Genomic DNA, 24,675 nt, shown 5'->3' with positions numbered 1-24,675 from the left:
TTTCGTCCTTGCGAGCGGAGCGAGGCAATCCAGTGTCTGACCAGGACGCCCTGGATTGCTTCGCTACGCTCGCAATGACGGAGTGGTTCAGTCACACGACGATCGGGTAAGATGATGACCGACATGGGGAATCGCGGATCATGACCATGCAGCAGCGCCTGGAGGCGATCGCACCGCGGCTGCGTCGCCAGCTTGCGCGGCTCTATCCCGATCACGATGGCGCCGCGCTGTGGGCGACGATCGAGGCGCTGCTCCACGCGCGTGCCGGGGAACGCCCGCCAGCGTTGCAGGCGCTCGACGACGCGCGGGTCGCCGATCCCGACTGGTTCGTGCGCGCCGACATGGTCGGCTATTCGACCTATGTCGATCGCTTCGGCGGGACGGTGAACGGGCTTGCCGCGCACGTCGACCATCTGGAGGCGCTGGGGGTGCGCTACCTCCACGTCCTCGCGCTGCTCAAGGCGCGTGAGGGCGACAGCGACGGCGGGTTCGCGGTCGCCGATTATCGGAGCATCGAGCCGTCGCTCGGTACGATGGCCGATGTCGAGCGGCTTACCGAGCGGCTGCGCGCGGCGCGGATCAGCCTGTGCGTCGACCTCGCGCTCAACCACACCGCCGACGACCATGAGTGGGCGAAGGCGGCGCGCGCGGGCGATCCTTTCTACCGCGACTTCTACATGGTGGTCGACGATGCCGAGGCGGCGGCGCGCAATGCCGAACTGCCGCAGGTTTTCCCGACCACCGCGCCGGGCAATTTCACGCACGTGCCCGAAATGGGCGGCAACGTCTGGACGACCTTCTATCCGTTCCAATGGGATTTAAACTGGCGCAACCCGCAGGTGTTCGTCGCGATGCTCGACGCTGCGCTACGCCTCGCCAACCACGGCTTCGAGGCGTTCCGGCTCGACAGCACGGCCTTCCTGTGGAAGCAGTCGGGGACGACGTGCCGCAACCTTCCGCAGGCGCATTACATCGTACGCGGGCTGCGCGCCGCGCTCGACATCGTCGCGCCCGCGACCTTGCTCAAGGCGGAGGCGATCGTGCCGACCGCGTTCGTCCCGCCCTATTTCGGGATGGACGAGGGCGACGGGTTCGAGCCCGAATGCCATCTGGTCTACAACAATTCGCTGATGGTCGCCGGCTGGGTCGGGCTCGCGGAGCGATCCGCGCAACTGCCCGCGGCGATCGTCGCGGCGAGCGGCGGACTGCCGTCGGGCGCGAATTGGCTGAGCTATGCGCGCTGCCACGACGATATCGGCTGGGGCGCGGTGCTCGGCGATCTGCGCGCGATCGACCCGGCGCCCGAGGCGCGACTGCGCGCCGCCGCCGCCTTCCTGCACGGCGCGGGCGACAGTTGGGCGCGCGGGGTGCCGTTCCAGTCGGACGGCGCGGCCTTGCACGGCACCAACGGCACGCTCGCGTCGCTCGCCGGGCTGGAGGCGGCGCAGGACGATGACGCGCGCGAGGCCGCGTTGCGGCGGATCGCGCTGCTCAACGCGCTGTCGATCGCCAGCGGCGGGGTCGCGACGACCTATATGGGTGACGAGGCCGGGCTGCTGAACGATTACGCTTATGCCGACGATCCCGAGCTGGCGCATGAGGGTCGCTGGATCCACCGACCGCCGATGGACTGGTGGGCGCTGGAGACGCCGGCGGCGCTGCGGATCAGCGGCGACCTTACCGCCTTGCGTGATGCGCGGATCGCGAGCGGAGGTGCGGGGGCGCCGACGCTGATCGCGACCGCGGACGCCGCGTTGCTGGGAGTTGCGTGCGGGCGCGACCGGGTGTTCCTCAACTTCAGCGAGCGCGAGATCGCGGTGGCGGAGACCGGGCGTGACCGGCTGACCGGCGCGCTTGTCGACGCCGTGCCGGCATGGGGGGTCGTGTGGCTGGAGGGTGAAGGCGAGCGGGCGCATCGTTCGCTGGAGGCCCGCCCCGTTCTTGCCGTTCGTGCTGAGCTTGTCGAAGCACGCGCCCCGTAACCCGCCCTTCGACAAGCTTAGGACGAACGGAGTGTGTTCGGCACCCGTCCTCTCCTACCAAGCAGGAGCCGTGAGATGACCAAGCCTCGCCTGTCGCTGGCCCGGATCGTCGAGATGAACCTCGGCTTCCTCGGGCTGCAATTCTCGTTCGGGCTGCAACAGGCCAATATGGCGCCGATCTACGGCTATCTCGGTGCCGACGAGGCCAGCCTGCCGCTGCTGTGGCTCGCTGGCCCCATGACCGGGCTGCTCGTCCAGCCGCTGATCGGCGCGATGAGCGATCGGACGAACACGCGGCTCGGGCGCCGCACGCCGTATTTCCTGATCGGCGCGGTGCTGTGCAGCCTGTGCCTGTTCGCGATGCCGTACAGCCGCGCTCTATGGATCGCGGCGAGCCTGTTGTGGATCCTCGACGCCGCGAACAACGTGACGATGGAGCCGTATCGCGCCTATGTCGGCGACCGGCTCGCGGAGGAGCAGCGCGCGACCGGGTTCCTGACGCAATCGGCGTTCACCGGGCTGGCGCAGACGCTGTCGTATCTCGCGCCGTCGTTGCTGGTGTGGATCGGTTTCAACAAGGATGCGGTCGATGCCAATGGCATTCCCGACATCACGCGGATCGCGTTCCTGATCGGTGCGGTGCTGTCGCTTTCGACGATCCTCTGGTCGGTCTGGCGCGTCCCCGAACTGCCCTTGCCGCCGGAGGAGCAGGCGCGGCTGGCGGCCGAGCCGCTGACGCTGCGTGCGACGCTGGCCGATCTGAGATCCGCCTTGGTCGAAATGCCGAAGCCGATGCGGCAGCTCGCGCTGGCGATGCTGTGCCAATGGTATGCGATGTTCGCCTATTGGCAGTTCATCACCTTCGCGCTGGCACGCTCGCTTCACGGCACCGTCGAAACCGGCAGCACCGCGTTCCGCGACACCGTGTTGACGGTCGGGCAATTGGGCGCCTTCTACAATGCGGTCGCGTTCGTCGCCGCGCTGGCGCTGATGCCGCTGGCGAAGCGCTATGGCGCGAAGGCGGTCCATGCCTGCTGCCTCGCTGCCTCGGGCGCGGCGATGCTGGCGATCCCGGCGTTGCCGTCGGAGGGCTGGTTGTTCGTCGCGATGATCGGCATCGGCATCGGCTGGGCGGGGATGATGGGCAATCCGTACATCATGCTTACGGGCATGATCCCGCCGGCGCGCAACGGCGTCTATATGGGCATCTTCAACATGTTCATCGTCATCCCGATGATGATCGAAAGCCTGTCGATCCCGCTGTTCTATCGCAACCTGCTGGGCGGCGATGCCCGCGTAGTGATCGTGCTGGGCGGGGTGCTGATGCTGGTCGGCGCGGTCGCGACGGTGATGGTCGGGCGCGGCGCGCGCGGGCGGGTGGTGGCGTAGCTATTCCGCGTCCGGCTGCCGCTCCGGGGCGGCATCGGCGAACGCGGGCAGCGCGAGGCACGCCGCCTCCACCGCGAGCAGCCGCGGCCACGCCAGCGCGACCCCGAACCGCCGCGCGTTCACCAGTTGCGGAACGAGGCAAAGGTCGGCGAGCGACACCTGCGCGCCGAAGCAATAGGGCCCCGCCTGCCCTGCGATCAGCGCGTCGCAGGCGGCGAGCCCGTCGGCGATCGTGTCGTGCGCCCACGCATTGACCGCGGCCTCGTCGAGCCCAGCGGCGCGCAGCCGTTGCAAGACGCGCAGGTTCTGCACCGGATGCGTGTCGCATGCGATCACCTGCGCGAACGCGCGCACCTGCGCACGCGCGACCGGATCGGCGGGGAGCAATGGCGGCGCAGGGATGCGCTCGTCCAGATAGTCGCAGATCGCGAGGCTCTGCGTCAGCACCGCGCCGTTCCATTCCAGCGCCGGCACCAGGCCTTGCGGGTTGAGCCGCAGGTAATCTGGCGCACGCTGCTCGCCGTGGCGCAGATGGTGGAAGGCGTCCCGCCACGCCAGCTGCTTGAGGTTGAGCGCGATCCGCACGCGATAGGCGGCGGTCGAGCGGAAATAGCCGTGGAGCACCGGCACGTCGGGCGTCGCGGTCATGAAGCCTCCCCTGATGTCGGGCCAGCTTAGGCGCGCCGGATCAGTTGCGCAGCAACGGAATGATCCCCTTGCGCCGCCCCCCGCCATCGACCGCCGCGCGCAACGCCGCCGCCTCCATCGCAAGCCGCTGCGCCTCGTCGAGCGACAGCGCCTCGCGCGCCCTGGCCTCCAGTGCAGCCGCCCGCTCCCGCGCGATCGCGCGGTGATCCGACCACCAGCCACGCCAGCGACGCCACAGGAACGACGCGAAGGCAGCTGTTCGGGATCGTACGGTCATCCTTCCATAACGCACGTCGGCGTTATCGGTGGCGTGCCGACACCTCCGAAATGGCGGAATAGACGCGGTCGAGATCGTCGTCGCCGATGCAATAGGGCGGCATGACGTAGAGCGTGTCGCCGAGCGGGCGCAGCAGCACGTCGCGCTCGCGGAACGCCGCCAGCAGGCGGGGCGCGAGGTCGGAGAGATACCCTTCCCCCGCGCCGATCTCGAACGCCGCGATCGTGCCGAGCACGCGCGGGTTGCGGATGCCGTCGAGCTCGCCAAGCCGCGTCGTCTGCGCGTCGTTCAGCCGCGCGACGCGCTCCAGCACCGGCTCCTCGCGCCAGATCGCAAGATTGGCGGCGGCGGCGGCGCAGGCGATCGGGTTGGCGGTGTAGCTCGACGAGTGGAAGAACATCTTCGCGCGATCGGTCGACCAATGCGCTTCGAAGATCGGCTCGCTCGCCATCGTCACCGCCAGCGGCAGCGCACCCCGGTCAGCCCCTTCGACAGGCACAGGATATCCGGCTCGATCCCCGCCTGTTCGCACGCCAGCAACGTGCCGGTGCGCCCCCAGCCGGTCATCACCTCGTCGGCGATGAACAGCACGCCGTGGTGCGCACAAATCTCCCGCATCCGGCGCAGCGTGTCGGGCGCGTAGAACAGCATCCCGCCCGCGCCGAGCACCAGCGGCTCGACGATGAAGGCCGCCGCGCCGGCCGCACAGGCGCGGTCGAGCACGTCGAGCGTCGCCTGCTCCGCCCCGGCCGCCGGATAGGGCATCGTCTCGACATCGAACAGCAGCGGTGCATAGGCACGGTTGAACACGCCGCGCTGGCCGACCGACATCGCGCCGATCGTGTCGCCGTGATAGCCATGCTCCATGACGAGGATGCGGTGGCGCAGCTCGCCCTTCGCCAGCCAGTAACCCAGCGCCATCTTCAGCGCGACCTCGACGCTGGTCGATCCCGAATCGGAGAAGAACACCCGCGTCAGGGACGGCGGCATGATCGCGCGCAGCCCGGCGGCGACGTCTTCGGCCGGCTCGTGGGTCCAGCCGGCAAAGATCATCTGGTCGAGCCGTTCGGCCTGCGCCCGGATCGCGGCGGCGATCTTCGGATGCGCATGGCCGTGCGTCGTCACCCACCACGACGAAATCGCATCGACGACGCGCCGCCCGTCGGCCGTGTGGAGCACCGCGCCCTCGCCGCGCACGACGCACGGGATCGGCTCCTGCAGCCCGTGCTGGGTGAAGGGATGCCAAACCGAACTCACCGGAAATCCCCGATATCGAAATGCGCGGCAAAGGCGGCGGCGAGCGTCGCGGCGTTGAGGTCGGCGAGCCGAGGCAGCCGCCCGAGCCGACGTACCTTGCCGATCTCCGCGATCACGTCCTCGCTGTCTTCGACCGCATCCCCGATGAACGCGACGCCGAGCAGCGGCACGCCGCGCGCGCGCAACGCCTCGATCGACAACAGGCTGTGGTTGATCGTCCCAAGCGCGGTGCGCGCGACCAGCACCACGGGCCGACCCCAGGCCGCCGCCTGATCGGCGAACGACCAACCCCGGGTCAGCGGCACCAGCACCCCGCCCGCACCCTCGACCACCAACGGCCCGTCACCCGTCGGCAACGCGAGCCCCGCGGGATCGATCGTCACGCCATCGATCTCGGCGGCGCGGTGCGGCGAACACGGCGTGGCGAGGCGATACGCCTCCGGCACGACCTTCGCCGCGTCGACGCCGAGCTGCACGACGCTGCCCGCATCGCTGCCGTCCGCCAAGCCGGCCTGCACCGGCTTCCAATAGCGGGCGCCGAGCGCGACGGTCAGCGCGGCGGCGAACACGGTCTTGCCGACATCGGTGTCGGTGCCGGTGACGATGATCGTCCCGCTCATGGCAGTACCTCCTTCAACACATTCGCCAGCGCGGCGATCTCCGCCTCGGTGACATGGAGCGTCAGCGCGATCCGCAGCCGCGCGGTGCCCGCCGGAACGGTCGGCGGCCGGATACCGCGCACGTCGAACCCCGCCGCCTGCACGGCGGCGGCGACGCGCATCGTCTCCCGGTCGTCGCCGATCACCAGCGGCACGATCTGCGATTCGACGCGCGCGCCGAGCGGGGCGAGATGCCGCCGCGCCGCGTCGATCAACGCGTAAAGCTTCGCGCGCCGCTCCGGCTCGTCACGGACGATGCGCAGGCTCTCACGCGCCACTGCGGCGGCGAGCGGCGACGGCGCGGTCGAGAAGATGAACGGCCGTGCGCGCGCGACCAGAAAGTCGCGGACGATCGCCGGCCCGCACAGCACCGCGCCCTCGCACCCCAGCGCCTTGCCGAAGGTGTTGAGCGTCACGAGGTTATCGCGCCCGTGCCACGCCTCCGCCGCGCCGCGTCCGTACTCGCCCCACACGCCGGTCGCGTGCGCCTCGTCGACGACCAGCAGCGCGTCGTGACGGTCGGCGACCCCCAGATAGGCGGCGACGTCGGTCAGGTCGCCGTCCATGCTGTACAGGCTTTCCACCGCGATCCACGGCGTGCCGGTGCCGCCACCCCTGCGCCACGCCGCGATCGCGTCGTCGGCGGCCTGCGGATCGCCATGCGCCGCCGCGACGCACGTCGCCCGACCGAGCCGCATCCCGTCGTGCATACTGGCGTGGACCAGCGCGTCGTGCACGATCAGGTCGCCGGGTTGCGGCACCGACGACAGCAGCGCGGTATTCGCGGCATAGCCGGAGCCGAACGACAACGCCGTCTCCGCGCCGAAGAACGCCGCCGCCTCGTCTTCCAGCGCCTCATGCTCGGCGTCGTTGCCGCGCAACAGCCGCGACCCGCCCGAGCCGAGCGCGACGCCCTGTGCCAGGGCGGTCTGTGCCGCTGCCACCAGCCGCGGTGCGGTCGACAGCGCCAGATAATCGTTCGAGGACAGATCGACGCCGCGGCGCGGGGCGAGCGTGCGCAGGCGTCCGGCGTCGGCGAGCGCGGAGAGATGGGCGCGTTGGGCGACAAGCTGCATCGGCGCGGCTATGCCGTCGCGAATGCCGCTTGGCCAGTATCCGTGCCACCGATCGCGCGGCTCGGGCGTTGGCAGCGCTCGATCGACGGATGCAGAGGGAGCTGACCGATGAACCGCAACACCAAGATCGCGCTGGGCGGCGCGGCGGTCGCCGCCGGTGCGGTCGCATGGCTGGCAGCGCGCGAACGCAATAGCGACGCGCCCGCCAGCTACCCGCCGCTCGATGTGCTCAAGCCGTTCGGCAAGGACGTGTGGATCGTCGACAGCGGGCCGATGATCGCGTCCGGTCTGTCGCTGCCGATCCGCATGACGGTGATGCGGCTGCCCGATCGCTCGCTGATGCTGCATTCGCCGACGCGCTTCACGCCGGCGCTGGCGGCGGCGCTCGCCGAACTGGGCATCGTGCGGCATCTGATCGCGCCGAACATCGCGCATTGGACGCGGTTGCCGGCGTGGCAACGCGCCTATCCCAAGGCGCTGCTATGGGCCGCGCCGGGGCTCGGCGAGCGCGGGCAGGTCCAGCGCAGCGGGCTGCGGATCGACCGCGAACTGGACGCGGTGCCGCCGCCCGAATGGGCCGAGGCGGTCGATCAAGGGTTGATCGCGGGTGCGGCGGGGTTCAACGAGGTCTGGTTCCACCACCGCGCGTCGCGCACGTTGGTGCTCACCGATGTCGTCCAGCATATGGAGCCCGAACGGCTGCCGCCGATAACCGCCTTCATCGCGCGGTTGAGCGGCGGGGCGTGGGGGACGACGCCGCGTTACCTGCGTCCGATACTCCGCTTCGGCGGGCGCGACCTGCGCGCTGCGGTGGCGACATTGGTCGCGCTCGCGCCCGAGCGGGTGGTGTTCGCGCATGGCCGACCGTTCACCGACGACGCCGCCGGACAATTGCGTCGCGCACTCGCCTGGGCCGACTAACCGCGCCTTGCTCCTGCGCGCCACGACAGCCTAAGCTGCGGCATGATAATTAGGGGCAGCGTGGAGAGAGGCGAGCGTCGCGGGCCGGCGCACGTGACGATCGCGCATGATCTGGGCGCCGCGATCGTCACCGGACGCCATCCCGCAACCGTCACGCTGCCCGGCGAGCTGGAGCTGGCCGAGCAGTTCGGCGTATCGCGCAGCGTGATCCGCGAATCGCTCAGGATGCTGAGCGCCAAGGGGCTGGTCGAGAGCCGGCCGAAGGCGGGGACGCGGGTGCGCGATCGGGCGCACTGGAATTTGCTCGATCCCGACATGCTGGCATGGATGTTCGAGGGCGCGCCGTCGCTCGATTTCGTGCGCAGCCTGTTCCAGTTGCGGCTGATCGTCGAGCCCGCCGCCGCCGAACTGGCCGCGCGCCAGCGCAGCGCCGCCGAGCTGTCGCGGATGGGACATGCGCTGGAGATCATGGCGGCACACGGGCTGCGCACGCAGGAGGGGCAGAGCGCCGACCAGCGCTTCCATGCGACGATCCTGCACGCGACGCGCAACGAATTGCTGGTGAGCCTGTCGAGCAGCATCGCGGCGGCGGTGCGATGGACGACGTTCTTCAAATATCGCACGCCCGCGCAATATCAGGACCCGATCCCGCTCCACCGCGCCTTGTTCGAGGCGATCGCCAATGGCGACGGCGCGGGGGCGCGGGCCGTGACCGAGCGACTGATCAGGCAGGCGCAGCGCGATACCGAGGTTGCGCTGGCGGCTTGATGGGCGGGGAGATGCTCCGCACAGGAAGCTGGAGCGCGTCGATCGTAGGCGCCTCCGTCATTGCGAGCGCAGCGAAGCAATCCAGGGCCGGACCAGGACGCCCTGGATTGCTTCGCTACGCTCGCAATGACGGAAGGAGTTTGCCCGCGAAACCCGCGCTTCGACAGGCTCAGCACGAACGGCTGGGAAAGGGCGAAGACCTCCCCTCCCGTCGCCCCGGACTTGATCCGGGGTCCCGCTTTCTTCGCAACCGCGCACAGAAGAAGCGAAGCCCCGGATCAAGCCCGGGGCGACGGCTCAGGACACACGATCAACGATCAGTGATTATCGCGCGGCAACCCCATGGTCTGCGCGATGCGCTGATACTTCTCCGCGCCCTCCAGGATCGCGCCGGTGCTCATCTGCCCGACCACCGCGCGCTGGATCTCCTGCCACGGCGTCTGCGAGGCCGGATAGGCATAGCCCCCCGCCGCCTCCAGCGCCGCGCGCCGCTCGGCCAGTTCCGCGTCGGAGATCAGCACGTTGGCCGTCCCCTTCGACAGATCGACCCGCACCCGGTCGCCGGTCTTGAGCAGCGCGAGGCCACCCATCGCTGCCGCCTCGGGCGAGGCGTTCAGGATCGACGGCGACCCGCTGGTCCCCGATTGCCGCCCGTCGCCGATGCACGGCAGCGCATGGACGCCCTCGGTGATCAGATACGCCGGCGGCCGCATGTTGACGACCTCGGCCGCGCCCGGATAGCCGACCGGCCCCGCGCCGCGCATGAACAGCAGCGTCTCCGGCGTGATCCCCGTCGCCGGATCGTCGATCCGCGCGTGATAATCTTCCGGCCCGTCGAACACCACCGCCGGCCCCTCGAACGCCTCGGGGTCGTTGGGGTTCGACAGGTAACGGTCGCGGAACTCCGGCGAAATGACGCTGGTCTTCATCACCGCGGCGTCGAACAGATTGCCCGACAGCACGATGAACCCGGCCTCTTCCTTGAGCGGCGCGTCGTACGGACGGATGACCTTCTCGTCCTCGATCTCGCGCCCGCGGCAATTGTCGCCCATGGTCTTGCCGTTGACGGTCAGCGCGTCCTCGGCGATCAGGCCCTGTTCCATCAACTGGTTGACCACCGCCGGCACGCCGCCCGCACGGTAATAATCCTCGCCGAGATACTCGCCGGCCGGCTGCAGGTTCACCAGCAGCGGCACCTTGTGCCCCTCGGTCTCCCAATCCTTGATCGGCAGATCGACCCCGACATGGCGCGCGAGCGCGGCAAGGTGGATCGGCGCATTGGTCGACCCGCCGATCGCCGAATTGACCTTGATCGCATTGTGGAACGCCTGCTTGGTCAGGATGTCCGAGGGCTTGAGATCCTCGGCGACCATCTCGACGATCCGCTTGCCGGTGAGATACGCGACCTCCTGCCGGTCGCGGTACGGCGCCGGGATCGCCGCCGAGCCGGGCAGCGACATGCCGAGCGCCTCGGCCAGCGAGTTCATCGTCGTCGCGGTGCCCATCGTGTTGCAATAGCCCGTCGACGGCGCCGACGACGCCACCAGCCGGATGAACTCGGCATCGTCGATCTCGCCCGCCGCCAGCAACTGCCGCGCCTTCCACACGATCGTCCCCGAGCCGGTGCGCTCGCCCTTGTGCCAGCCGTTGAGCATCGGCCCGACCGACAGCGCGATCGCGGGAATGTTGACCGTCGCCGCCGCCATCAGGCACGCCGGGGTCGTCTTGTCGCAGCCGATCGTCAGCACCACGCCGTCGAGCGGATAGCCGTACAGCACCTCGACCAGCCCGAGGTACGCGAGATTCCGGTCGAGCCCGGCGGTCGGGCGCTTGCCGGTTTCCTGGATCGGATGCACCGGGAATTCCAGCACGATCCCGCCCATCTCGCGCACGCCCTCACGCACCCGCTCCGCGAGCACCAGATGGTGGCGGTTGCATGGGGAAAGGTCGGAGCCGGTCTGCGCGATCCCGATGATCGGGCGCCCCGACTGCAATTCCTCCAGCGTCAGCCCGAAGTTCAGATAGCGCTCCAGATACAGCGCCGTCATGTCGATGTTCGCCGGATTGTCGAACCACGCACGGCTGCGCAGCTTCGTCGGATCGTGGGGGGCGGTCATGTCAGCAAACTCCGGGGATCAGCGCGCCAACGAGACGCGGTACACCATGCGGTGATGATAGGGCTTGCCCGGATCGACCCGCGCCGAGCCGAACGACGGCTGGTTGGGGGTGTTCGGGAACTTCTGCGGCTCCAGTGCGAAGCCGTCGCCCATGCGATAGACGTGGCGCTGCTTGCCGACGAACGAGCCGTCGATGAAGTTGCCGGAATAGAATTGCACGCCCGGCTCGGTGGTCAAGACCTCGAGCACGCGCCCCGACGCGGCGTCCTCGACGCGCGCCGCCAGCCCCGGCTCCTTGGTCGCGCCCTTGTCGAGCACGAAATTGTGGTCGTAGCCGCGTCCGATCACGATCTGCGCGTCGTTGCCGTCGCGGACGCTCTGCCCGATCGCGCGCGGCTTGGTGAAGTCGAACACCGTGCCGGCCACCGGCGCCAGCGCGCCGGTCGGGATCAACGCCGCGTTGACAGGCGTGTAGCGCGCCGCGGGGATCGTCAGCAGCTGCGGATAGATGCCCGCTGCCGAGCCCTCGCCCGCCAGATCGAACAGCGCATGGTTGGTCAGGTTGACGACCGTCGCGGCATCGGTCTTCGCATAGAGATCGATCGTCAACGCGCCCTTGTCGTCGAGGCTGTAGGTCGCCGAAACCTGCAGCGTGCCCGGATAGCCCTGGTCGCCCGCCGGGCTGGTGATGACCATCGTCACGCTGGCCTGCGGGCCCGACTTCACCGACGTGATCCGCCAGATATATTTGTCGAAGCCCTTGGTCCCGCCGTGCAGCGAGTTGGTCTTGTCGTTGAGCGGCAGCTGATACGCCTTGCCGTCGATCGAGAACTTGCCGCCGGCGATGCGATTGGCATAGCGGCCGACGGTCTGGCCCCAGAAATTGGGGTTGGTGACGTAGCTGGCGGCGTCGTCATAGCCGAGCGTGATGTCGGCGACCTTGCCGTTGCGGTCGGGCGCGTTGAACGACTGCAGCGTCGCGCCGAGCGTCATGATCCGGGCGCTGACGCCGTTGCTGCCCTTCAGCGTCACCGCCTCGATCGCGGTGCCATCGGGCAAGGTTCCGAACGCCGCGCGCTCCGCGGTCGCGGCCAGCGCCGAAGAGCTCGCCAAAACACTCGCCAGCGCCATGCTTGCGCCCACACTCCAACGCGCCACCGAAATGCTCACCGACACCCCTCCCGCACTTGCCAGCCAACAGCGTTTGCCGCATTGACCGCTTCTTCGCGGCGAATATAGTCAGACATATCTCTGCGGCGCAACCCCGCCGCGCGAACATGACCAGGTTGAGGAGAGGATGATGGCCGGACCCCCCATTTCACCGGGCGCGACGCGCGCGGGCGGCAGCACGGGCGCGATGCCCGGCTACGGCCGCGCGCTGACGCTGCTCGCCAGCCTGTTCTTCATGTGGGGGTTCATCACCGTCATCAACAACACGCTGCTGCCCCACCTGCGCAGCGTGTTCGACCTGAACTACACGCAGACGACGCTGATCGAAAGCGTCTGGTTCATCGCCTATTTCTTCGCCTCGATCCCCGCCGCCAAGCTGATCGAGCGGATCGGATACCAGCGGTCGCTGGTCGTCGGCCTGCTCATCATGGCCGCGGGCGCGCTGGGCATGGTGCTCGCCGCCAGCCTGCCGAGCTATGGCGTGACGTTGGTCATGCTGTTCGTGATCGCCAGCGGGATCACGCTGCTGCAGGTCGCCGCCAATCCGTATGTCGCGGTGATCGGCCCCGCCGAAACCGCCTCGTCGCGGCTCAACCTCGTCCAGGCACTCAACTCGGCGGGGACGATGCTCGCGCCGCTGTTCGGTGCCTATCTGATCCTCGGCCGCTCGAAGGGCGGCACCGCCGCGACCGGCACGGTGCTGACCGAAGCGGAGCGGCTCGCCGACGCGCAATCGGTGGTCCTGCCTTATGTGCTGGTCGCGATCGTGCTGGTCGTGCTCGCCGTCATCATCGCGCGCTTCCCGTTGCCGGCGATGGGCTCCTCGACGAGCCGCGTCGCCAAGGAGGATCGCAAGAACCATTCGCTGTGGAAGCACCGCAACCTGGTGTTCGGCATCCCGGCGATCTTTATCTACCTGATCGCCGAGATCGGCGTCGCCAACCTGTTCGTGAACTTCGTCAGCCAGCCGCAGATCGCCAACGTCACTGCCGAACAGGCCGGGCGTTACCTGACCTTCCTGTGGGGCGGGATGATGATCGGGCGGTTCGCGGGCTCGGCGATCATGCAGCGGATTCCGGCGGAGACGGTGCTGGCGGCCTTCTCGATCGGCGCGTTCGTGGTGATGCTCATCACGGTGTTCACGACCGGCCCCGTCGCGATGTGGGCGCTGATCTCGGTCGGGCTGTTCCACTCGATCATGTTCCCGACGATCTTCACGCTGGGCATCAAGGGACTGGGGCCGCTGACCGAGGAAGGTTCGGGGCTGCTGATCATGGCGATCGCCGGCGGTGCGCTGGTGGTGGTGCAGGGCAAGCTGGCCGACGCTTATGGCTTGCAGCCGTCGTTCCTGCTGACCGCGGCGTGCGAGCTGTACATCCTCTTCTATGCGCTGTGGGGGGCCAAGGCGACCAACGCGCTGCCCGACGTGCCGGTCGAAGAGACGGTGCACTGATGGTCGTCATCCCCGCAGAGGCGGGGATCCAGACGCTCTGACGTACCGGTTCAACAACCGACGTCCGCGCGTCTGGATTCCCGCCTTCGCGGGAATGACGAAAAAGGCCGGCGGCTCCCACGAGCCGCCGGCCTTTTCGTGTCAGCCGAGCCGAGCCGGCGCGAGCGGCTGGCCGGGCACTTCGACATCGAACGCGAACAACCCGCCCGCATCGGGCTGATCGGCAAGCGCCGTGTCGTCGAGACCCTTGCGCGCGCTGGTCGCGAATGCGGTTCTGAGGTCAGGGCCGCCGAGCGCGATCTTGGTGATGTTGGCGGCGGGCAGCTTCACCTCCTGCCGCAGCGAACCGTCGGGCGCGTAGCAGCGCGCGCACCAACCGCCCCACAGTCCGACCCAGACGTTGCCGCCCGAGTCGACCGTCACACCGTCCGGATGGCCGTCGGCCGGGTCGATCGTCGCAAAGACCCGCGCGGCGCCGGTCGTGCCGTCGGGCGACAGCGCAACGGCATGGATCACCCCGCCGAGCGTATCGACATGGTATAGCGTCGCGCCGTCGGGGGACAGGCCGGGGCCGTTGGTGATCGCAACCGGATCGATCGCGGTGGTCGTCACCCGCTGGCCGTCCCAGCGATGGACGCGCCCGGTGATCGCGCTCTCGCGATCGTCCATCGACCCGAAAAAGACCGAGCCGTCGCTTGCGACGGTCGCGTCGTTGAGGCGATTGCCCGGCAGGTCCGGCTCGACATCGGCGAGGTGCGAGAACTCGCCGGTGTCGGGATCAAAGCGCGCGAGCCCGGTCTGCAACCCGGCCAGCATCACGCCGCCTGCCCCGGGAAGCACCCAGCCGACCTGCGCCGGCGCCGCCCATGCAGCGACCTCGCCGGAGACCGGATCATAGCGGTGCACGCGCTGCTGCTTGATGTCGACGAACCAAAGGACTTTCTGCATCGGGTCCCATGCCGGCCCCTCGCCCAGCGTCGCCGCGCCGCGCCACAACGTCCGCACTTCGGTCATCTTTCTCTCCTTGTCCCGATCGCCTCGGCCTACAGGATCACGCGCGCGGCGCACAGCCTTGACCTCCTCGCTCAAGGCTTTATGTCCTACAAATAAATCGGGAGGATGACGTGTCGGGCGGCTACATCGCCATCGATTGGGGAACGACGAACCGGCGCGCGTGGCGGATGTCCGCGGCGGGCGTGGCAGAGGCGTCGGTCAAGGACCCGCGCGGCATCCTGTCGCTGACGCCGGAAGATTATCCTTCGGAAATCAGTGCGATCCGCGCCACGCTCGGCGAACTGCCGGTGATCGCGGCCGGCATGGTCGGGTCGAATCGCGGCTGGCGCGAGGTGCCGTATGTCGATGCGCCCGCCGGGCTGGAGACGTTGGCGGCGGGCTGCCTGACGATCGACGACGCGGCGGCGACGTTGGTGCCGGGCGTCGCGTTACGCGGTGCGGCGCGCGCCGACGTGATGCGCGGTGAAGAGGTGCAGGTGCTTGGCGCGATCGCCGCCGGGCTCGCCCCCGCCGACGCCTTGTTCTGCCAGCCGGGCACGCACAACAAATGGATCGCGACCGAGGCCGGACACGTCACCGACATCGCCACCGCGCTGACCGGCGAGTTGTTCGCCTTGCTGCGCGGGCACGGCATCCTTGCCGGGATGCTCGACGGTACGGTCGCGGACGGCGCGGCATTTCAGGACGGGCTGGCGCGTGGCGCGGGCGCGCGCGACCTGACCGTGGCGCTATTCGAGGTGCGCGCGCGTGTGCTGCTCGGGCGGCTCGCCCCCGACGATGCAGCGGCATTCGCAAGCGGCGTGCTGATCGGGGCGGATGTCGGCGCGCGCGAGGATCTCGCGGGGCGCACCGTGCAATTGCTCGCGGGTGGCGCGCTCGCCGATCTCTATGCCGCAGCGATCCGGCACGGCGGCGGCACGCCGGTGACGCTCGACAGCGAGCGCGCCTTTGCCGCCGGTATCCACCGCCTCTGGGAATTGACACGATGACCGAGACACATACGCGCTTCGACGCGGCATTCGCCGCCGCGCCGCTCGTCGCGATCCTGCGCGGGCTGACCCCGGCCGAGGCCCCCGCGGTCGGCGATGCCCTGGTCGACGCCGGCTTCACGCTGATCGAGGTGCCGCTCAACTCGCCCGATCCGTTCGACAGCATCAAGCTACTGGTCGAGCGCGTCGGCGACCGCGCGATGATCGGCGCGGGCACGGTGCTGACGGTCGAGCATGTCGCGCGGGTGCAGGACGTCGGCGGCACGCTGATCGTCTCGCCCAACGTCAACACCGATGTGATCGCCGCGACCGCCGCGCGCGGGATGATCTCGATGCCGGGCTATTTCACGCCGAGCGAGGGCTTCGCGGCGCTGGCGGCCGGCGCGACCGCGCTCAAGCTGTTCCCCGCCGATGGCACCACCCCCGGCTATCTCAAGGCGCAGCGCGCGGTGCTCCCAAAGGCGCTGCGGATGCTCGCGGTCGGCGGGATCGTGCCCGAGAATGTCGCCGAATGGCGCGCCGCCGGGGCCGACGGCTTCGGGCTCGGCTCCAACCTCTATCGTCCCGGCAAGTCTGCCGACGCGGTCGCCGCCGAGGCACGCCGCTATCTTTCCGCGCTCAAGGACATCGCATGACCGATACCCGTCTGCTTCAACATCGCGGTGACGACGGGCGTCGCCGCGTGATCCTCGCCGAGGGTGACCGCGCGGTCTTCCTGACCGGGGTCGAGACGACCCGCGAACTGGCGCTGGCGGCGATCGCCGCGGGCACGACGCTCGCCGAGGCCGCGGCGCAGCGCCGCAGCGACGAGACCGTCGACATCGCTGCCGAGCTGGACGCCGGGCACCTGCTCCCCGCGATCGATCACGAGGACAGCGCGCGGCTGATGCTGGCGGGCACCGGGCTGACGCATCTCGGCTCGGCGTCGGGGCGCGACGCGATGCACAAGGCGGCGTCGTCGGCGGAGCACCAGACCGATTCGATGCGGATGTTCCTTGAGGGCGTCGAGGGCGGCAAGCCCGGCGAGGGCTTGGTCGGGCAGCAGCCGGAATGGTTCTACAAGGGCGACGGCCAGTCGCTGGTCGCGCCCGAAGCGCCGTTCGCATCGCCCGCCTTCGCGCAGGACGGCGGCGAGGAGCCCGAGTTGGCCGGCATCTACCTGATCGGCGACGACGGCACGCCCTATCGCCTCGGCGTCGCGCTCGCCAACGAGTTCAGCGACCATGTGACCGAGAAGCACAATTACCTGTGGCTCGCGCACTCCAAGCTGCGGCAGGCGTCGCTCGGTGCGGAGTTGCTGCTCGGCACGCCGCCTTCGGATATCCGCGGCACCAGCAAGATCGTCCGCGACGGCCAGACGCTGTGGGAAAAGCCGTTCCTGACCGGCGAGGACAATATGTCGCACCATCTCGCCAATCTGGAACACCATCACTTCAAATACGCCGGGTTCCGCCGGCCGGGTGACGTGCACGTCCATTTCTTCGGCACCGCGACGCTGTCGGTTGCCGATGGCGTCAAGACGCAGCCCGGTGACGTGTTCGAGATCGCCGCCGCGCCGTTCGCGCTTCCGTTGCGCAACACGCTGACCGATGCCGCCGCCGCGCCCGTCGTGGTGCGCGCGCTGTGACCGCGCCGATCCGCCTCGCCCTGGTCGGCATGGGCAAGATCGCCCACGACCAGCATTTGCCCGCGATCGCTGCCGGCAAGAGCTTCGAACTGGTCGCCACCGTCAGCCGCAGCGGCGAAAGCGTGAACGGTCTGCCGTTCTTCCGCGACGTCTACGAACTCGCCAAGAGTGGGCTGGAGGTCGATGCGGTGTCGCTGTGCACCCCGCCGCAGGTGCGTCGCACGATCGCGCAATTCTGCATCGAGCAGGGCTGGCACGTCTTCCTCGAGAAGCCGCCGGGCGCCACGCTCGCCGAGGTGATCGCGCTGCGCGACGCCGCGGCGGCGAAGGGCGTCAGCCTGTTCGCGAGCTGGCACTCGCGCTACGCCGACGGGGTCGAGCCCGCACGCGCATGGCTCGCCGAGCGGGAGGTGAAGCGCGCCAAGATCACCTGGCGCGAAGACGTGCGCGTCTGGCATCCTGGACAGGACTGGATCTGGGAGCCGGGCGGCTTCGGCGTGTTCGATCCGGGCATCAACGCGCTGTCGATCGCGACGCGCATCCTGCCGCGCCCGTTCTTTGTCGAAACCGCCGAGCTGGACGTGCCGTCGAACCGCGCGGCACCGATCGCGGCGCGCGTGTCGTTCCGAGACACCGCCGGGGCCGAGATCGCGATGGATCTCGACTTCCGCCAGGAAGGCCCGCAGCATTGGGACATTGAGGTCGAGACCGACGACGGCACGCTGTTGCTGTCGAAGGGCGGATCGGTGCTGACGATCGACGGCAAGGAAGCGCTGGCACACGACGCCGACCTGCACGGCGAATATCCGGGGCTCTACCACCGCTTCGGCGCGATCGTGCGCGCGGGCGTATCGGACGTCGACGTCTCGCCGCTCCGCGCGGTGGCGGATGTGTTCCTGCGCGGCCGGCACATCAGTGTCGAGCCGTTCGTGGAGTAAAGCGACATCGCCTCGGGGGTGACCCCGGGGCAACGTGGCGGGGTTTGGTTCGGGCTCAATCATCCCCCACCGTTCGTGCTGAGCCTGTCGAAGCACGTGCCCCGCGACACGCCCTTCGACAAGCTCAGGGCGAACGGTGGAGGGTGGAGGGTGGTAGAACCTTAGCTCACCGTCAGGCTTATTCCCGCACCCGCAGCATCGCGACCGCCGCGCCGGCCATCGTCACCGCAGCAAAGGCCATCGTCCAGATCGGTTCGGTCGGGAAGAAGTGGCGGGTGATCGACCCCATCACCGTCGCGACCAGCAATTGCGGCGTCACCACGAAGACGTTGAACAATCCCATATAGATGCCAAGCTTTCGCTGCGGCAGGGCGGAGGCGAGGATCGCATAAGGCATCGCGAGGATCGTCGACCACGCGATCCCGATCCCGATCTCGCTGACGAGCAGCCAATGCGCATCGGGCATCACGAAGATGCTCGCAAAGCCCGCCGCCCCGCAGAGCAACCCGACGACATGCGTCCGCGCCTTGCCGATCCGCGCCGACAGCCACGGCAGCAGCAGCAACGCCGACACTGCCGCGATGCCGTTATAGGTCGCGAACAGCACGTCGACCCAGTTCGCGCCGCGCTGATACGCCGGGCTGGCGGCGTCGGGCGCGGCGAAGAACACCTGCGTCACGACCGGCGTGGTGTTGATCCACATGATGAACAACGCCGACCAGCTGAAGAACTGGACGACCGCCAGCCGCTTCATCAGCGGCGGCATTCCCGCGAAATCGCCGACGATATGGCCGAGCAGCCCCGGCGAGCGCCCCGCGCGCGCGGCGCGGATCGCGACGAGACTAGCGGCGCCATAGCCGGCGAGCAGCGCGCCGAGCAGGTACATCTCCTTTTCGAGCCCGGCGAGCGCGACCAGCACGACCACCGCCGCGCCCGCCGCGATCCACAGCAGCGGCGCGGTCGCCGGGCGGGCGGCGAGCACGCGCGCGATGGCGCCGTCATCCGCCTCTGCTTCGCCGTCGAACGCCGCCATCTCGGCGGGCGAATATTCGCGCGTTGTCACCACGGTCCACAGCACGCTGGCGAGCAGCGCCGCACCACCGAACCAGAAGGCGAAGCGTACCGAGTCGGGAAGCTGCCCCGGCGCGGCGACGTTCGACACCCCCACCTGTTCGAGCAACCATGGGAAGATCGACCCGAACACCGCGCCCGCGCCGATGAACGCGGTCTGCACGCCATAGCCGGCGGCATGTTGGTCACGGTCGAGCATGTCGCCGACGAAGGCGCGGAACGGCTCCATCGAGATGTTGAGCGACGCGTCGAGCACCCAAAGCATCAATGCCGCGACCAGCAGCGCCGGGCTGAGCGGCATCACGAACAGCGACAGCGCGGCGAGCACCGCCCCGGCGAGGAAATACGGCCGCCGACGCCCGAAGCGACCGAGCCACGTCCGGTCGCTGAAATGGCCGATCACCGGCTGGACGAGCAACCCGGTCAGCGGCGCGGCGACCCATAAGGCGGGGAGGTCGTCGAGCGAGGTGCCCAGCGACTGGAAGATGCGGCTCATATTCGCATTCTGCAGCGCGAAGCCGATCTGGATGCCGAAAAAGCCGAAGGAAATGTTCGCCAACCCGGCGAGCGATTGATGGCGGCGGCGGGGGTGGTCATGCGGTGTGTTCCGTGTTGGCCGGGATGTCACCCCACGTACTGGCCGTCACCCCGGCGAAGGCCGGGGTCCAGTTGGGGGCGGCTCGCGAGATGCGGAAACGTCCCCCACCTGGGCCCCGGCCTTCGCCGGGGTGACGGATATTGTTGGGGGTGACCATCACGCCACCCTCGCGATCAGCGCGCCATACCCCGCGAACCGCGAGCCCTCCACGCCACACGCCAGCAACACCTCGCCATAAGTGGCCGTCACGTCACGTTCCTCCGGCGACAGGTTCACCACGCACAGCAACCGCTCACCGTCATGCGCGCGCTCGAACGCGATCACATCGGCCGGCGCATCCACGAACCGCAGTGTCCCGAGCCGCAGCGCCGGCTCGGCCCGCCGCACCGCCAGCACGCGCCTCGTCCAGTACAGCAGCGACCCGGGCGCCGCCTCCTGCACATCGACCGCCATCGCGGCATGATCGCTTCCGAACGGCAGCCACGGCTCGCCGCTGGTGAAGCCATGCCCCACCGCCTCGGCCGACCACGGCATCGGCGTCCGCGCGCCGTCACGGCTGAGCGTCAGCGGCCAGTTGGCGATCGCCTCGGGATCGCGCAGTTTCTCGAACGGCACCGCGGTCTGCGTCAGCCCCAGTTCCTCGCCCTGATAGAGGAAGATGTTGCCGCGCAGTCCCGCCAGCAGCACCATCTTGGCACGCGCGAAGGCGTCGCGATGCTCGGGCAGCGCCCAGCGCGACACGGCGCGCGGCGCGTCATGGTTCTCGAACGCCCAGCTCGGCCAGCCCTCACCGTCCGCGCCCGGCCATTGCGACAACGCCGCGCGCACCGCCGCGGGGGTCAGATGGTCGGCATAGAGGAAGTCGAAGCCATACGCCGTCTCCAACCGGCCCGGCTGCGTATAGGCCTTGCGAACCCAATCGCTCTCGTCGCCACCGATCTCGGCAACCGAGAAGCGCGCGTCATAGCCGTCGGTCAGCGCGCGGATGCGTTCCACGAACGGCAGCATGTCCGGCTGGTCCTGACTGTGCGTCTTCTGCTGGAAATCGAACGAGCGCGTGCGCGGCTTGTTCGAGGGCGGCGCAGGCGGATTGTCGCGCAGGTCGGCCGCGCCCATTGCATGGTTGATCGCATCGAGCCGAAACCCGTCGACCCCGCGCTCCAGCCAGAAGCGGCCGACGCCAAGCAGCGCCTCCTGCACCGCCGGGTTGCGGACATTGAGCTGCGGCTGTTCCTTGAGGAAGGTGTGGAGGTAATATTGCTGGCGTCGCGCATCCCACGTCCACGCCGGGCCGCCGAACACCGATTGCCAATTGTTGGGCGGGGAGCCGTCCGGCTTCGCGTCCGCCCAGACGTACCAATCGGCCCTCTCGCCATCGCGCGAGGCACGGCTCTGCACGAACCACGAATGCTGGTCCGAGGTGTGCGACCACACCTGATCGGTGATGACCCGCAATCCCAGATCGTGCGCGCGCGCGATCAGCGCGTCGAAATCGGCGAGCGTCCCGAACACCGGATCGACGTCGCAATAATCGGCGACGTCATAGCCGAAGTCGGCCATCGGAGAGGTGTAGAAGGGCGAAATCCAGATCGCATCGACGTCCAGCGACGCGACATGATCGAGATGCGCGGTGATCCCGCGCAGGTCACCGACGCCGTCGCCGTTCGCATCGGCGAAGCTGCGCGGATAGATCTGGTAGACGGCGGCACCCTGCCACCACGGATAGGTCATCGGGCTTCTCCGATCGCGCAGATGGCATAGCCTAGCGCAGGAATGCGGACGCGCAACGATCCCGGCGCGGCGGTCTGCGCGGCGCAGCCCTCCCCGGCCAGCGTCGTCGCCTTGCCCGCACCACCCACTTCGACCAAACGGTCGAGCGGTGTGGTGGCGGTGTTGAAGGCGAGCAGGATCTCGCGCCCGGTCGCCGGATCGATGCGCGATACGGCGAGCAGCCCCGGCGCTTCCTCGCGCGCGCGCAGGATCGTGCGGCCGCGGGTCAATGCCGGTTGCGCGCGCCGCACGCGCGCCAGCGACGCGATCTGGCGGAACAGCGGATTGTCCTGCCCGAAATGCGCGGTCGCATTGGTCGTGTCGGTACCGAGCAGGCGGTTATCGTTATAGCTGGCGACGCGGCTGGCGAACATGTCCTCGCGCGCATCTTGGTCGCCGCCGTCGCCGGTGAAGCCCTGTTCGTCGCCCGAATAGATCGTCGGCACGCCGCGCAGCGTCAGCAGCATCGCATTGGCGAGCATCGTGCGCCGCAGCACCTCGGCATCACCGGCCTTCGGGAACGCCTGCCGCACGAAGAACGCGAAGCGACCGTTGTCGTGATTGCTGACGAAGGTCGGCAATCGCTCCGCCGCCGCCGCGCCGCCCTCGTACAGCGCGTCGCCCGCGATCAGCGTCTCGAACGCATCGGTGCCGCGCGACCCCGCGACTGTATCGAGCACCGCGCGGCGGAACGCGAAGTCGAGCACCGCGGGCAGCTTGTCGACGCGCGTATGAACCGCGAGCGGACCGGGATCGAGCTGGTCGGCAGCGACCTCGCCGAAGATGTGGAAATTGGGGATGCCGCGCGCGGTGGCGCGTGCCTGCATCGCGGGCACGAACGCCTGCCAGAACGCCGGGTTGACGTGGCGCGCCGTGTCGATGCGGAAACCGTCGACGCCGAAGCGGTCGATCCAGCCGCCGAAAATGTCGATCATTCCCGCCACGACGCGCGGGTTTTCGGTCATCAGATCGTCGAGCCCGACGAAGTCGCCCATCGTCGAGTTTTCGTTGCGGAAGGTGGTGTTGCCACGATTGTGGTAGAGCAGGACGTCGTTGAGCCACGCCGGCGACTTGGCGCGCTCCTCACCCTTTGGGACGTAGGGCGTATAGGCGTAGCTCGGATCGGTCAGCTTCGCGAAATTGGCCGCGGTCTGCACCTGATCGCCCGCGAAACCCGGATTGATCGCGGCGCCGTTCACGCCGCCACGTCGCTGATACGGGTAATCCGCGCGCGACCGATAAGCGCAATCGCCGCATTCGCGGTAGCGGATCACGTCGGCGGTGTGGTTGACGATGATGTCCATATAGACCTTCATCCCCCGCACATGCGCCGCCGCCACAAGCGCGGCGAAGTCGGCGTCGGTGCCGAAATGCGGGTCGACATGCTCGAAGTCGGTGATCCAATAGCCGTGATAGCCGGCGCTCTCCTGCCCCTTCGGCCCTTGCACCGGCTTGTTGCGGAAGATCGGGCCGACCCAGATCGCGGTCGCGCCGAGCGCCTCGATATAGTCGAGGCGGCGCATCAGCCCCTTCAGGTCGCCGCCGTGATAAAAGCCCTTCGACGTCGGATCATAGCCGGTCCGCAACCGATCGCCGGTCAGCCCGCCGCGATCGTTGGCCGGATCGCCATTGTCGAAGCGATCGGGGAGCGCGAAATAGATCACCTCGTCCTGCGGCGACCGCGCGCGAAAATCCTGCGCCGACGCACTGCCGGCCAGCGAAAGCGCTGCCAACGCGCCCGCGATGATGCTCTTCATGGCGTTCCTCTCCCGATCGCGGCGTGATGCGCAGCCGCGCTCGCCTTTGCCAAGCGTGCAGCATACGTATTCACAGCCCATGTGCCGCGCAGTAGAAAGGCGGTTTCTCCTGAAGGCTCCCGCCGCTGTCCGATCGCGTCACCTCCTTCGACATCGCCGCCGCCGCAGGCGTCTCGCAACCGACCGTCTCGCGCGCGCTGCGCGGCGATCGTACGGTCAGCGCCGCGACGCGGTTGCGGATCGCGGCGATCGCCGAGCAGCTGGGCTACAAGGTCGATCGCGCCGCCTCGTCGCTGCGTCGGGGCGAGGCGAAGACGCTGGCGCTGCTGTTCTTCGAAGACCCGTTGCCGGACGCCTCGACGATCAACCCCTTCTTCCTGTCGATGCTCGGCTCGATCCTGAAGACCTGCGCGCTGCGCGGCTATGATCTGCTCACCTCGTTCCAGCAATTGTCGGCGGATTGGCACAAGGATTATGCCGACAGCCGCAAGGCCGACGGGCTGATCCTGCTCGGCTATGGCGACTGGGAATTGTACCGCGTCCGGCTCGAGCAACTGGTCGGTCAGTCGACGCGCTTCGTCCGCTGGGGATCGGTCGAGCCCAACGGGCTGGGCACTGTGCTGGGGTGCGACAATCTCGGCGGCGGGCGCGATGTCGCGCGGCACCTGATCGGGCGCGGGCGGCAGCGGGTGGCGTTCGTCGGCACTGCCAGCGACCATTATCCGGAGTTTCGCGACCGCTATCGCGGCCTGTGCGACGCGCTGCGGCGCGCGGGTCTCCCGGTCGATCTGGGGCTGCACGTCGACGCGCTGTCGTCGGAGCAGGTCGGCTATGAGGCGACGCGGCGACTGCTCGCGCGCGACATTCCCTTCGATGCGCTGTTCGCCGCGTCTGACCTGATCGCGCTGGGGGCGTTGCGCGCGCTCGACGAAGCCGGGCGGCGCGTGCCCGAGGATGTCGCGGTGGCGGGGTTCGACGACATTCCCGCCGCGCGGCTGACCCGTCCGCCGCTGACGACGGTGGCGCAGGATTATGCGCGTGCCGGCGCGCTGCTGGTTGACACGCTGGTGCGGCGGATCGCGGGGGAGCCGACCGAGAATGTCATGCTCCCCGCGACCTTGATGGTGCGCGCGTCGGCGTAATCCGTCGCCCCGGACTTGATCCGGGGCCCCGCTTCTTCGGTCGTGAGAAGAA

Annotated in this window: 20 protein-coding genes and 1 pseudogene; 10 read left to right on the top strand and 11 right to left on the bottom strand. The window is 68.8% G+C overall.

Features of this window, described 5'->3' with window-relative positions; genetic code table 11:
* The first annotated feature begins 140 nt into the window (after positions 1–140).
* The gene (locus QP166_RS01365) at positions 141–1,982 is read left to right on the top strand and encodes an alpha-amylase family glycosyl hydrolase (RefSeq protein WP_333914286.1); all 1,842 of its coding nucleotides are present in this window, start codon (positions 141–143) and stop codon (positions 1,980–1,982) included.
* Between the two features lie 75 nt (positions 1,983–2,057).
* Positions 2,058–3,371 (top strand): MFS transporter, encoded by a 1,314-nt coding sequence (locus tag QP166_RS01360; protein WP_333914285.1) that lies wholly within the window; start codon positions 2,058–2,060, stop codon positions 3,369–3,371.
* Here QP166_RS01360 and maiA read toward each other — a convergent pair whose 3' ends face one another.
* The 5 genes and pseudogenes from maiA to QP166_RS01335 form a co-directional block, all read right to left on the bottom strand.
* Positions 3,372–4,019, bottom strand: a complete 648-nt coding sequence (gene maiA / locus QP166_RS01355) for a maleylacetoacetate isomerase (protein WP_333914284.1) — start codon at positions 4,017–4,019, stop codon at positions 3,372–3,374.
* Between the two features lie 40 nt (positions 4,020–4,059).
* Positions 4,060–4,296, bottom strand: coding sequence for a hypothetical protein (locus QP166_RS01350; protein WP_333914283.1), 237 nt, complete (start codon positions 4,294–4,296; stop codon positions 4,060–4,062).
* A gap of 22 nt (positions 4,297–4,318) precedes the next feature.
* A pseudogene (locus QP166_RS01345) lies at positions 4,319–5,553 on the bottom strand (adenosylmethionine--8-amino-7-oxononanoate transaminase).
* On the bottom strand, positions 5,550–6,173 hold the full coding sequence (gene bioD / locus QP166_RS01340; RefSeq protein ID WP_333914282.1) for a dethiobiotin synthase: 624 nt from the start codon (positions 6,171–6,173) through the stop codon (positions 5,550–5,552). Before bioD ends, QP166_RS01345 begins: the two are co-directional and overlap by 4 nt.
* Positions 6,170–7,288, bottom strand: coding sequence for an 8-amino-7-oxononanoate synthase (locus QP166_RS01335; RefSeq protein WP_333914281.1), 1,119 nt, complete (start codon positions 7,286–7,288; stop codon positions 6,170–6,172). Before QP166_RS01335 ends, bioD begins: the two co-directional genes overlap by 4 nt.
* Before the next feature lie 108 nt (positions 7,289–7,396).
* Between QP166_RS01335 and QP166_RS01330 the strand changes: the two genes are divergently transcribed.
* Entirely contained in the window at positions 7,397–8,209 is an 813-nt protein-coding gene (locus QP166_RS01330) for a DUF4336 domain-containing protein (RefSeq protein ID WP_333914280.1), read from the top strand.
* 93 nt (positions 8,210–8,302) lie between these two features.
* A complete protein-coding gene (locus QP166_RS01325; protein WP_333914279.1) occupies positions 8,303–8,977 on the top strand; it encodes a FadR/GntR family transcriptional regulator in 675 nt (224 codons plus the stop codon).
* Positions 8,978–9,294: 317 nt separating this feature from the next.
* On the opposite strand, the gene QP166_RS01320 is transcribed toward QP166_RS01325, so the two are convergent.
* Together QP166_RS01320 and QP166_RS01315 are read right to left on the bottom strand one after the other, a co-directional pair.
* Positions 9,295–11,094 carry an IlvD/Edd family dehydratase gene (locus QP166_RS01320; protein ID WP_333914278.1) on the bottom strand — a complete coding sequence of 600 codons (1,800 nt, stop codon included), beginning with the start codon at positions 11,092–11,094 and terminating at the stop codon, positions 9,295–9,297.
* Between the two features lie 18 nt (positions 11,095–11,112).
* Positions 11,113–12,225 (bottom strand): aldose epimerase family protein, encoded by a 1,113-nt coding sequence (locus QP166_RS01315; protein ID WP_333914277.1) that lies wholly within the window; start codon positions 12,223–12,225, stop codon positions 11,113–11,115.
* A gap of 169 nt (positions 12,226–12,394) precedes the next feature.
* Here QP166_RS01315 and QP166_RS01310 point away from each other — a divergent pair, with 169 nt between their 5' ends.
* Positions 12,395–13,717 (top strand): sugar MFS transporter, encoded by a 1,323-nt coding sequence (locus tag QP166_RS01310; RefSeq protein WP_443027174.1) that lies wholly within the window; start codon positions 12,395–12,397, stop codon positions 13,715–13,717.
* A 141-nt stretch (positions 13,718–13,858) separates the two neighbouring features.
* Here the strand turns inward: QP166_RS01310 and QP166_RS01305 are convergent, their stop codons facing one another.
* On the bottom strand, positions 13,859–14,731 hold the full coding sequence (locus tag QP166_RS01305; protein ID WP_333914276.1) for an SMP-30/gluconolactonase/LRE family protein: 873 nt from the start codon (positions 14,729–14,731) through the stop codon (positions 13,859–13,861).
* A gap of 110 nt (positions 14,732–14,841) precedes the next feature.
* On the opposite strand from QP166_RS01305, the gene QP166_RS01300 reads away from it, so the two are divergent.
* From QP166_RS01300 to QP166_RS01285, 4 genes are read left to right on the top strand one after another with little or no spacing between them, the layout of a single operon-like run.
* The gene (locus QP166_RS01300; RefSeq protein ID WP_333914275.1) at positions 14,842–15,720 is read left to right on the top strand and encodes a 2-dehydro-3-deoxygalactonokinase; all 879 of its coding nucleotides are present in this window, start codon (positions 14,842–14,844) and stop codon (positions 15,718–15,720) included.
* Positions 15,717–16,355: a 2-dehydro-3-deoxy-6-phosphogalactonate aldolase gene (locus QP166_RS01295; protein ID WP_333914274.1), complete on the top strand. Its 639-nt coding sequence runs from the start codon at positions 15,717–15,719 to the stop codon at positions 16,353–16,355. The genes QP166_RS01300 and QP166_RS01295 overlap by 4 nt, the downstream gene beginning before the upstream one ends.
* Complete coding sequence (gene araD1 / locus QP166_RS01290; RefSeq protein WP_333914273.1) at positions 16,352–17,347, top strand: AraD1 family protein; 996 nt, start codon at positions 16,352–16,354, stop codon at positions 17,345–17,347. Before QP166_RS01295 ends, araD1 begins: the two co-directional genes overlap by 4 nt.
* On the top strand, positions 17,344–18,285 hold the full coding sequence (locus tag QP166_RS01285) for a Gfo/Idh/MocA family protein (protein ID WP_333914272.1): 942 nt from the start codon (positions 17,344–17,346) through the stop codon (positions 18,283–18,285). Before araD1 ends, QP166_RS01285 begins: the two co-directional genes overlap by 4 nt.
* Positions 18,286–18,463: 178 nt before the next feature.
* On the opposite strand, the gene QP166_RS01280 is transcribed toward QP166_RS01285, so the two are convergent.
* From QP166_RS01280 to QP166_RS01270, 3 genes are all read right to left on the bottom strand, one after another.
* Positions 18,464–19,984, bottom strand: a complete 1,521-nt coding sequence (locus QP166_RS01280; RefSeq protein WP_443027173.1) for an MFS transporter — start codon at positions 19,982–19,984, stop codon at positions 18,464–18,466.
* A gap of 126 nt (positions 19,985–20,110) precedes the next feature.
* Positions 20,111–21,685 (bottom strand): alpha-amylase family glycosyl hydrolase, encoded by a 1,575-nt coding sequence (locus QP166_RS01275; RefSeq protein ID WP_333914270.1) that lies wholly within the window; start codon positions 21,683–21,685, stop codon positions 20,111–20,113.
* Complete coding sequence (locus QP166_RS01270; protein WP_333914269.1) at positions 21,682–23,481, bottom strand: alpha-amylase family glycosyl hydrolase; 1,800 nt, start codon at positions 23,479–23,481, stop codon at positions 21,682–21,684. The genes QP166_RS01275 and QP166_RS01270 overlap by 4 nt, the downstream gene beginning before the upstream one ends.
* A gap of 125 nt (positions 23,482–23,606) precedes the next feature.
* On the opposite strand from QP166_RS01270, the gene QP166_RS01265 reads away from it, so the two are divergent.
* Positions 23,607–24,623 carry a LacI family DNA-binding transcriptional regulator gene (locus QP166_RS01265; RefSeq protein ID WP_333917222.1) on the top strand — a complete coding sequence of 339 codons (1,017 nt, stop codon included), beginning with the start codon at positions 23,607–23,609 and terminating at the stop codon, positions 24,621–24,623.
* The last annotated feature ends 52 nt before the right edge of the window (positions 24,624–24,675 follow it).

It is taken from the genome of Sphingomonas sp. LR60, assembly GCF_036855935.1.
Lineage (GTDB): Bacteria > Pseudomonadota > Alphaproteobacteria > Sphingomonadales > Sphingomonadaceae > Sphingomonas.
The sequence above is the reverse complement of the archived record's forward strand: the minus strand, read 5'-3'. Positions and strand labels throughout refer to the sequence as shown.

Coding starts and splice junctions, on each gene's coding strand:
- QP166_RS01365 (WP_333914286.1), top strand. CDS start 141: ATGACCATGCAGCAGCGCCTGGAGGCGATCGCACCGCGGCTGCGTCGC.
- QP166_RS01360 (WP_333914285.1), top strand. CDS start 2,058: ATGACCAAGCCTCGCCTGTCGCTGGCCCGGATCGTCGAGATGAACCTC.
- maiA (WP_333914284.1), bottom strand. CDS start 4,019: ATGACCGCGACGCCCGACGTGCCGGTGCTCCACGGCTATTTCCGCTCG.
- QP166_RS01350 (WP_333914283.1), bottom strand. CDS start 4,296: ATGACCGTACGATCCCGAACAGCTGCCTTCGCGTCGTTCCTGTGGCGT.
- bioD (WP_333914282.1), bottom strand. CDS start 6,173: ATGAGCGGGACGATCATCGTCACCGGCACCGACACCGATGTCGGCAAG.
- QP166_RS01335 (WP_333914281.1), bottom strand. CDS start 7,288: ATGCAGCTTGTCGCCCAACGCGCCCATCTCTCCGCGCTCGCCGACGCC.
- QP166_RS01330 (WP_333914280.1), top strand. CDS start 7,397: ATGAACCGCAACACCAAGATCGCGCTGGGCGGCGCGGCGGTCGCCGCC.
- QP166_RS01320 (WP_333914278.1), bottom strand. CDS start 11,094: ATGACCGCCCCCCACGATCCGACGAAGCTGCGCAGCCGTGCGTGGTTC.
- QP166_RS01315 (WP_333914277.1), bottom strand. CDS start 12,225: ATGGCGCTGGCGAGTGTTTTGGCGAGCTCTTCGGCGCTGGCCGCGACC.
- QP166_RS01310 (WP_443027174.1), top strand. CDS start 12,395: ATGGCCGGACCCCCCATTTCACCGGGCGCGACGCGCGCGGGCGGCAGC.
- QP166_RS01305 (WP_333914276.1), bottom strand. CDS start 14,731: ATGACCGAAGTGCGGACGTTGTGGCGCGGCGCGGCGACGCTGGGCGAG.
- QP166_RS01295 (WP_333914274.1), top strand. CDS start 15,717: ATGACCGAGACACATACGCGCTTCGACGCGGCATTCGCCGCCGCGCCG.
- araD1 (WP_333914273.1), top strand. CDS start 16,352: ATGACCGATACCCGTCTGCTTCAACATCGCGGTGACGACGGGCGTCGC.
- QP166_RS01275 (WP_333914270.1), bottom strand. CDS start 21,685: ATGACCTATCCGTGGTGGCAGGGTGCCGCCGTCTACCAGATCTATCCG.
- QP166_RS01270 (WP_333914269.1), bottom strand. CDS start 23,481: ATGAAGAGCATCATCGCGGGCGCGTTGGCAGCGCTTTCGCTGGCCGGC.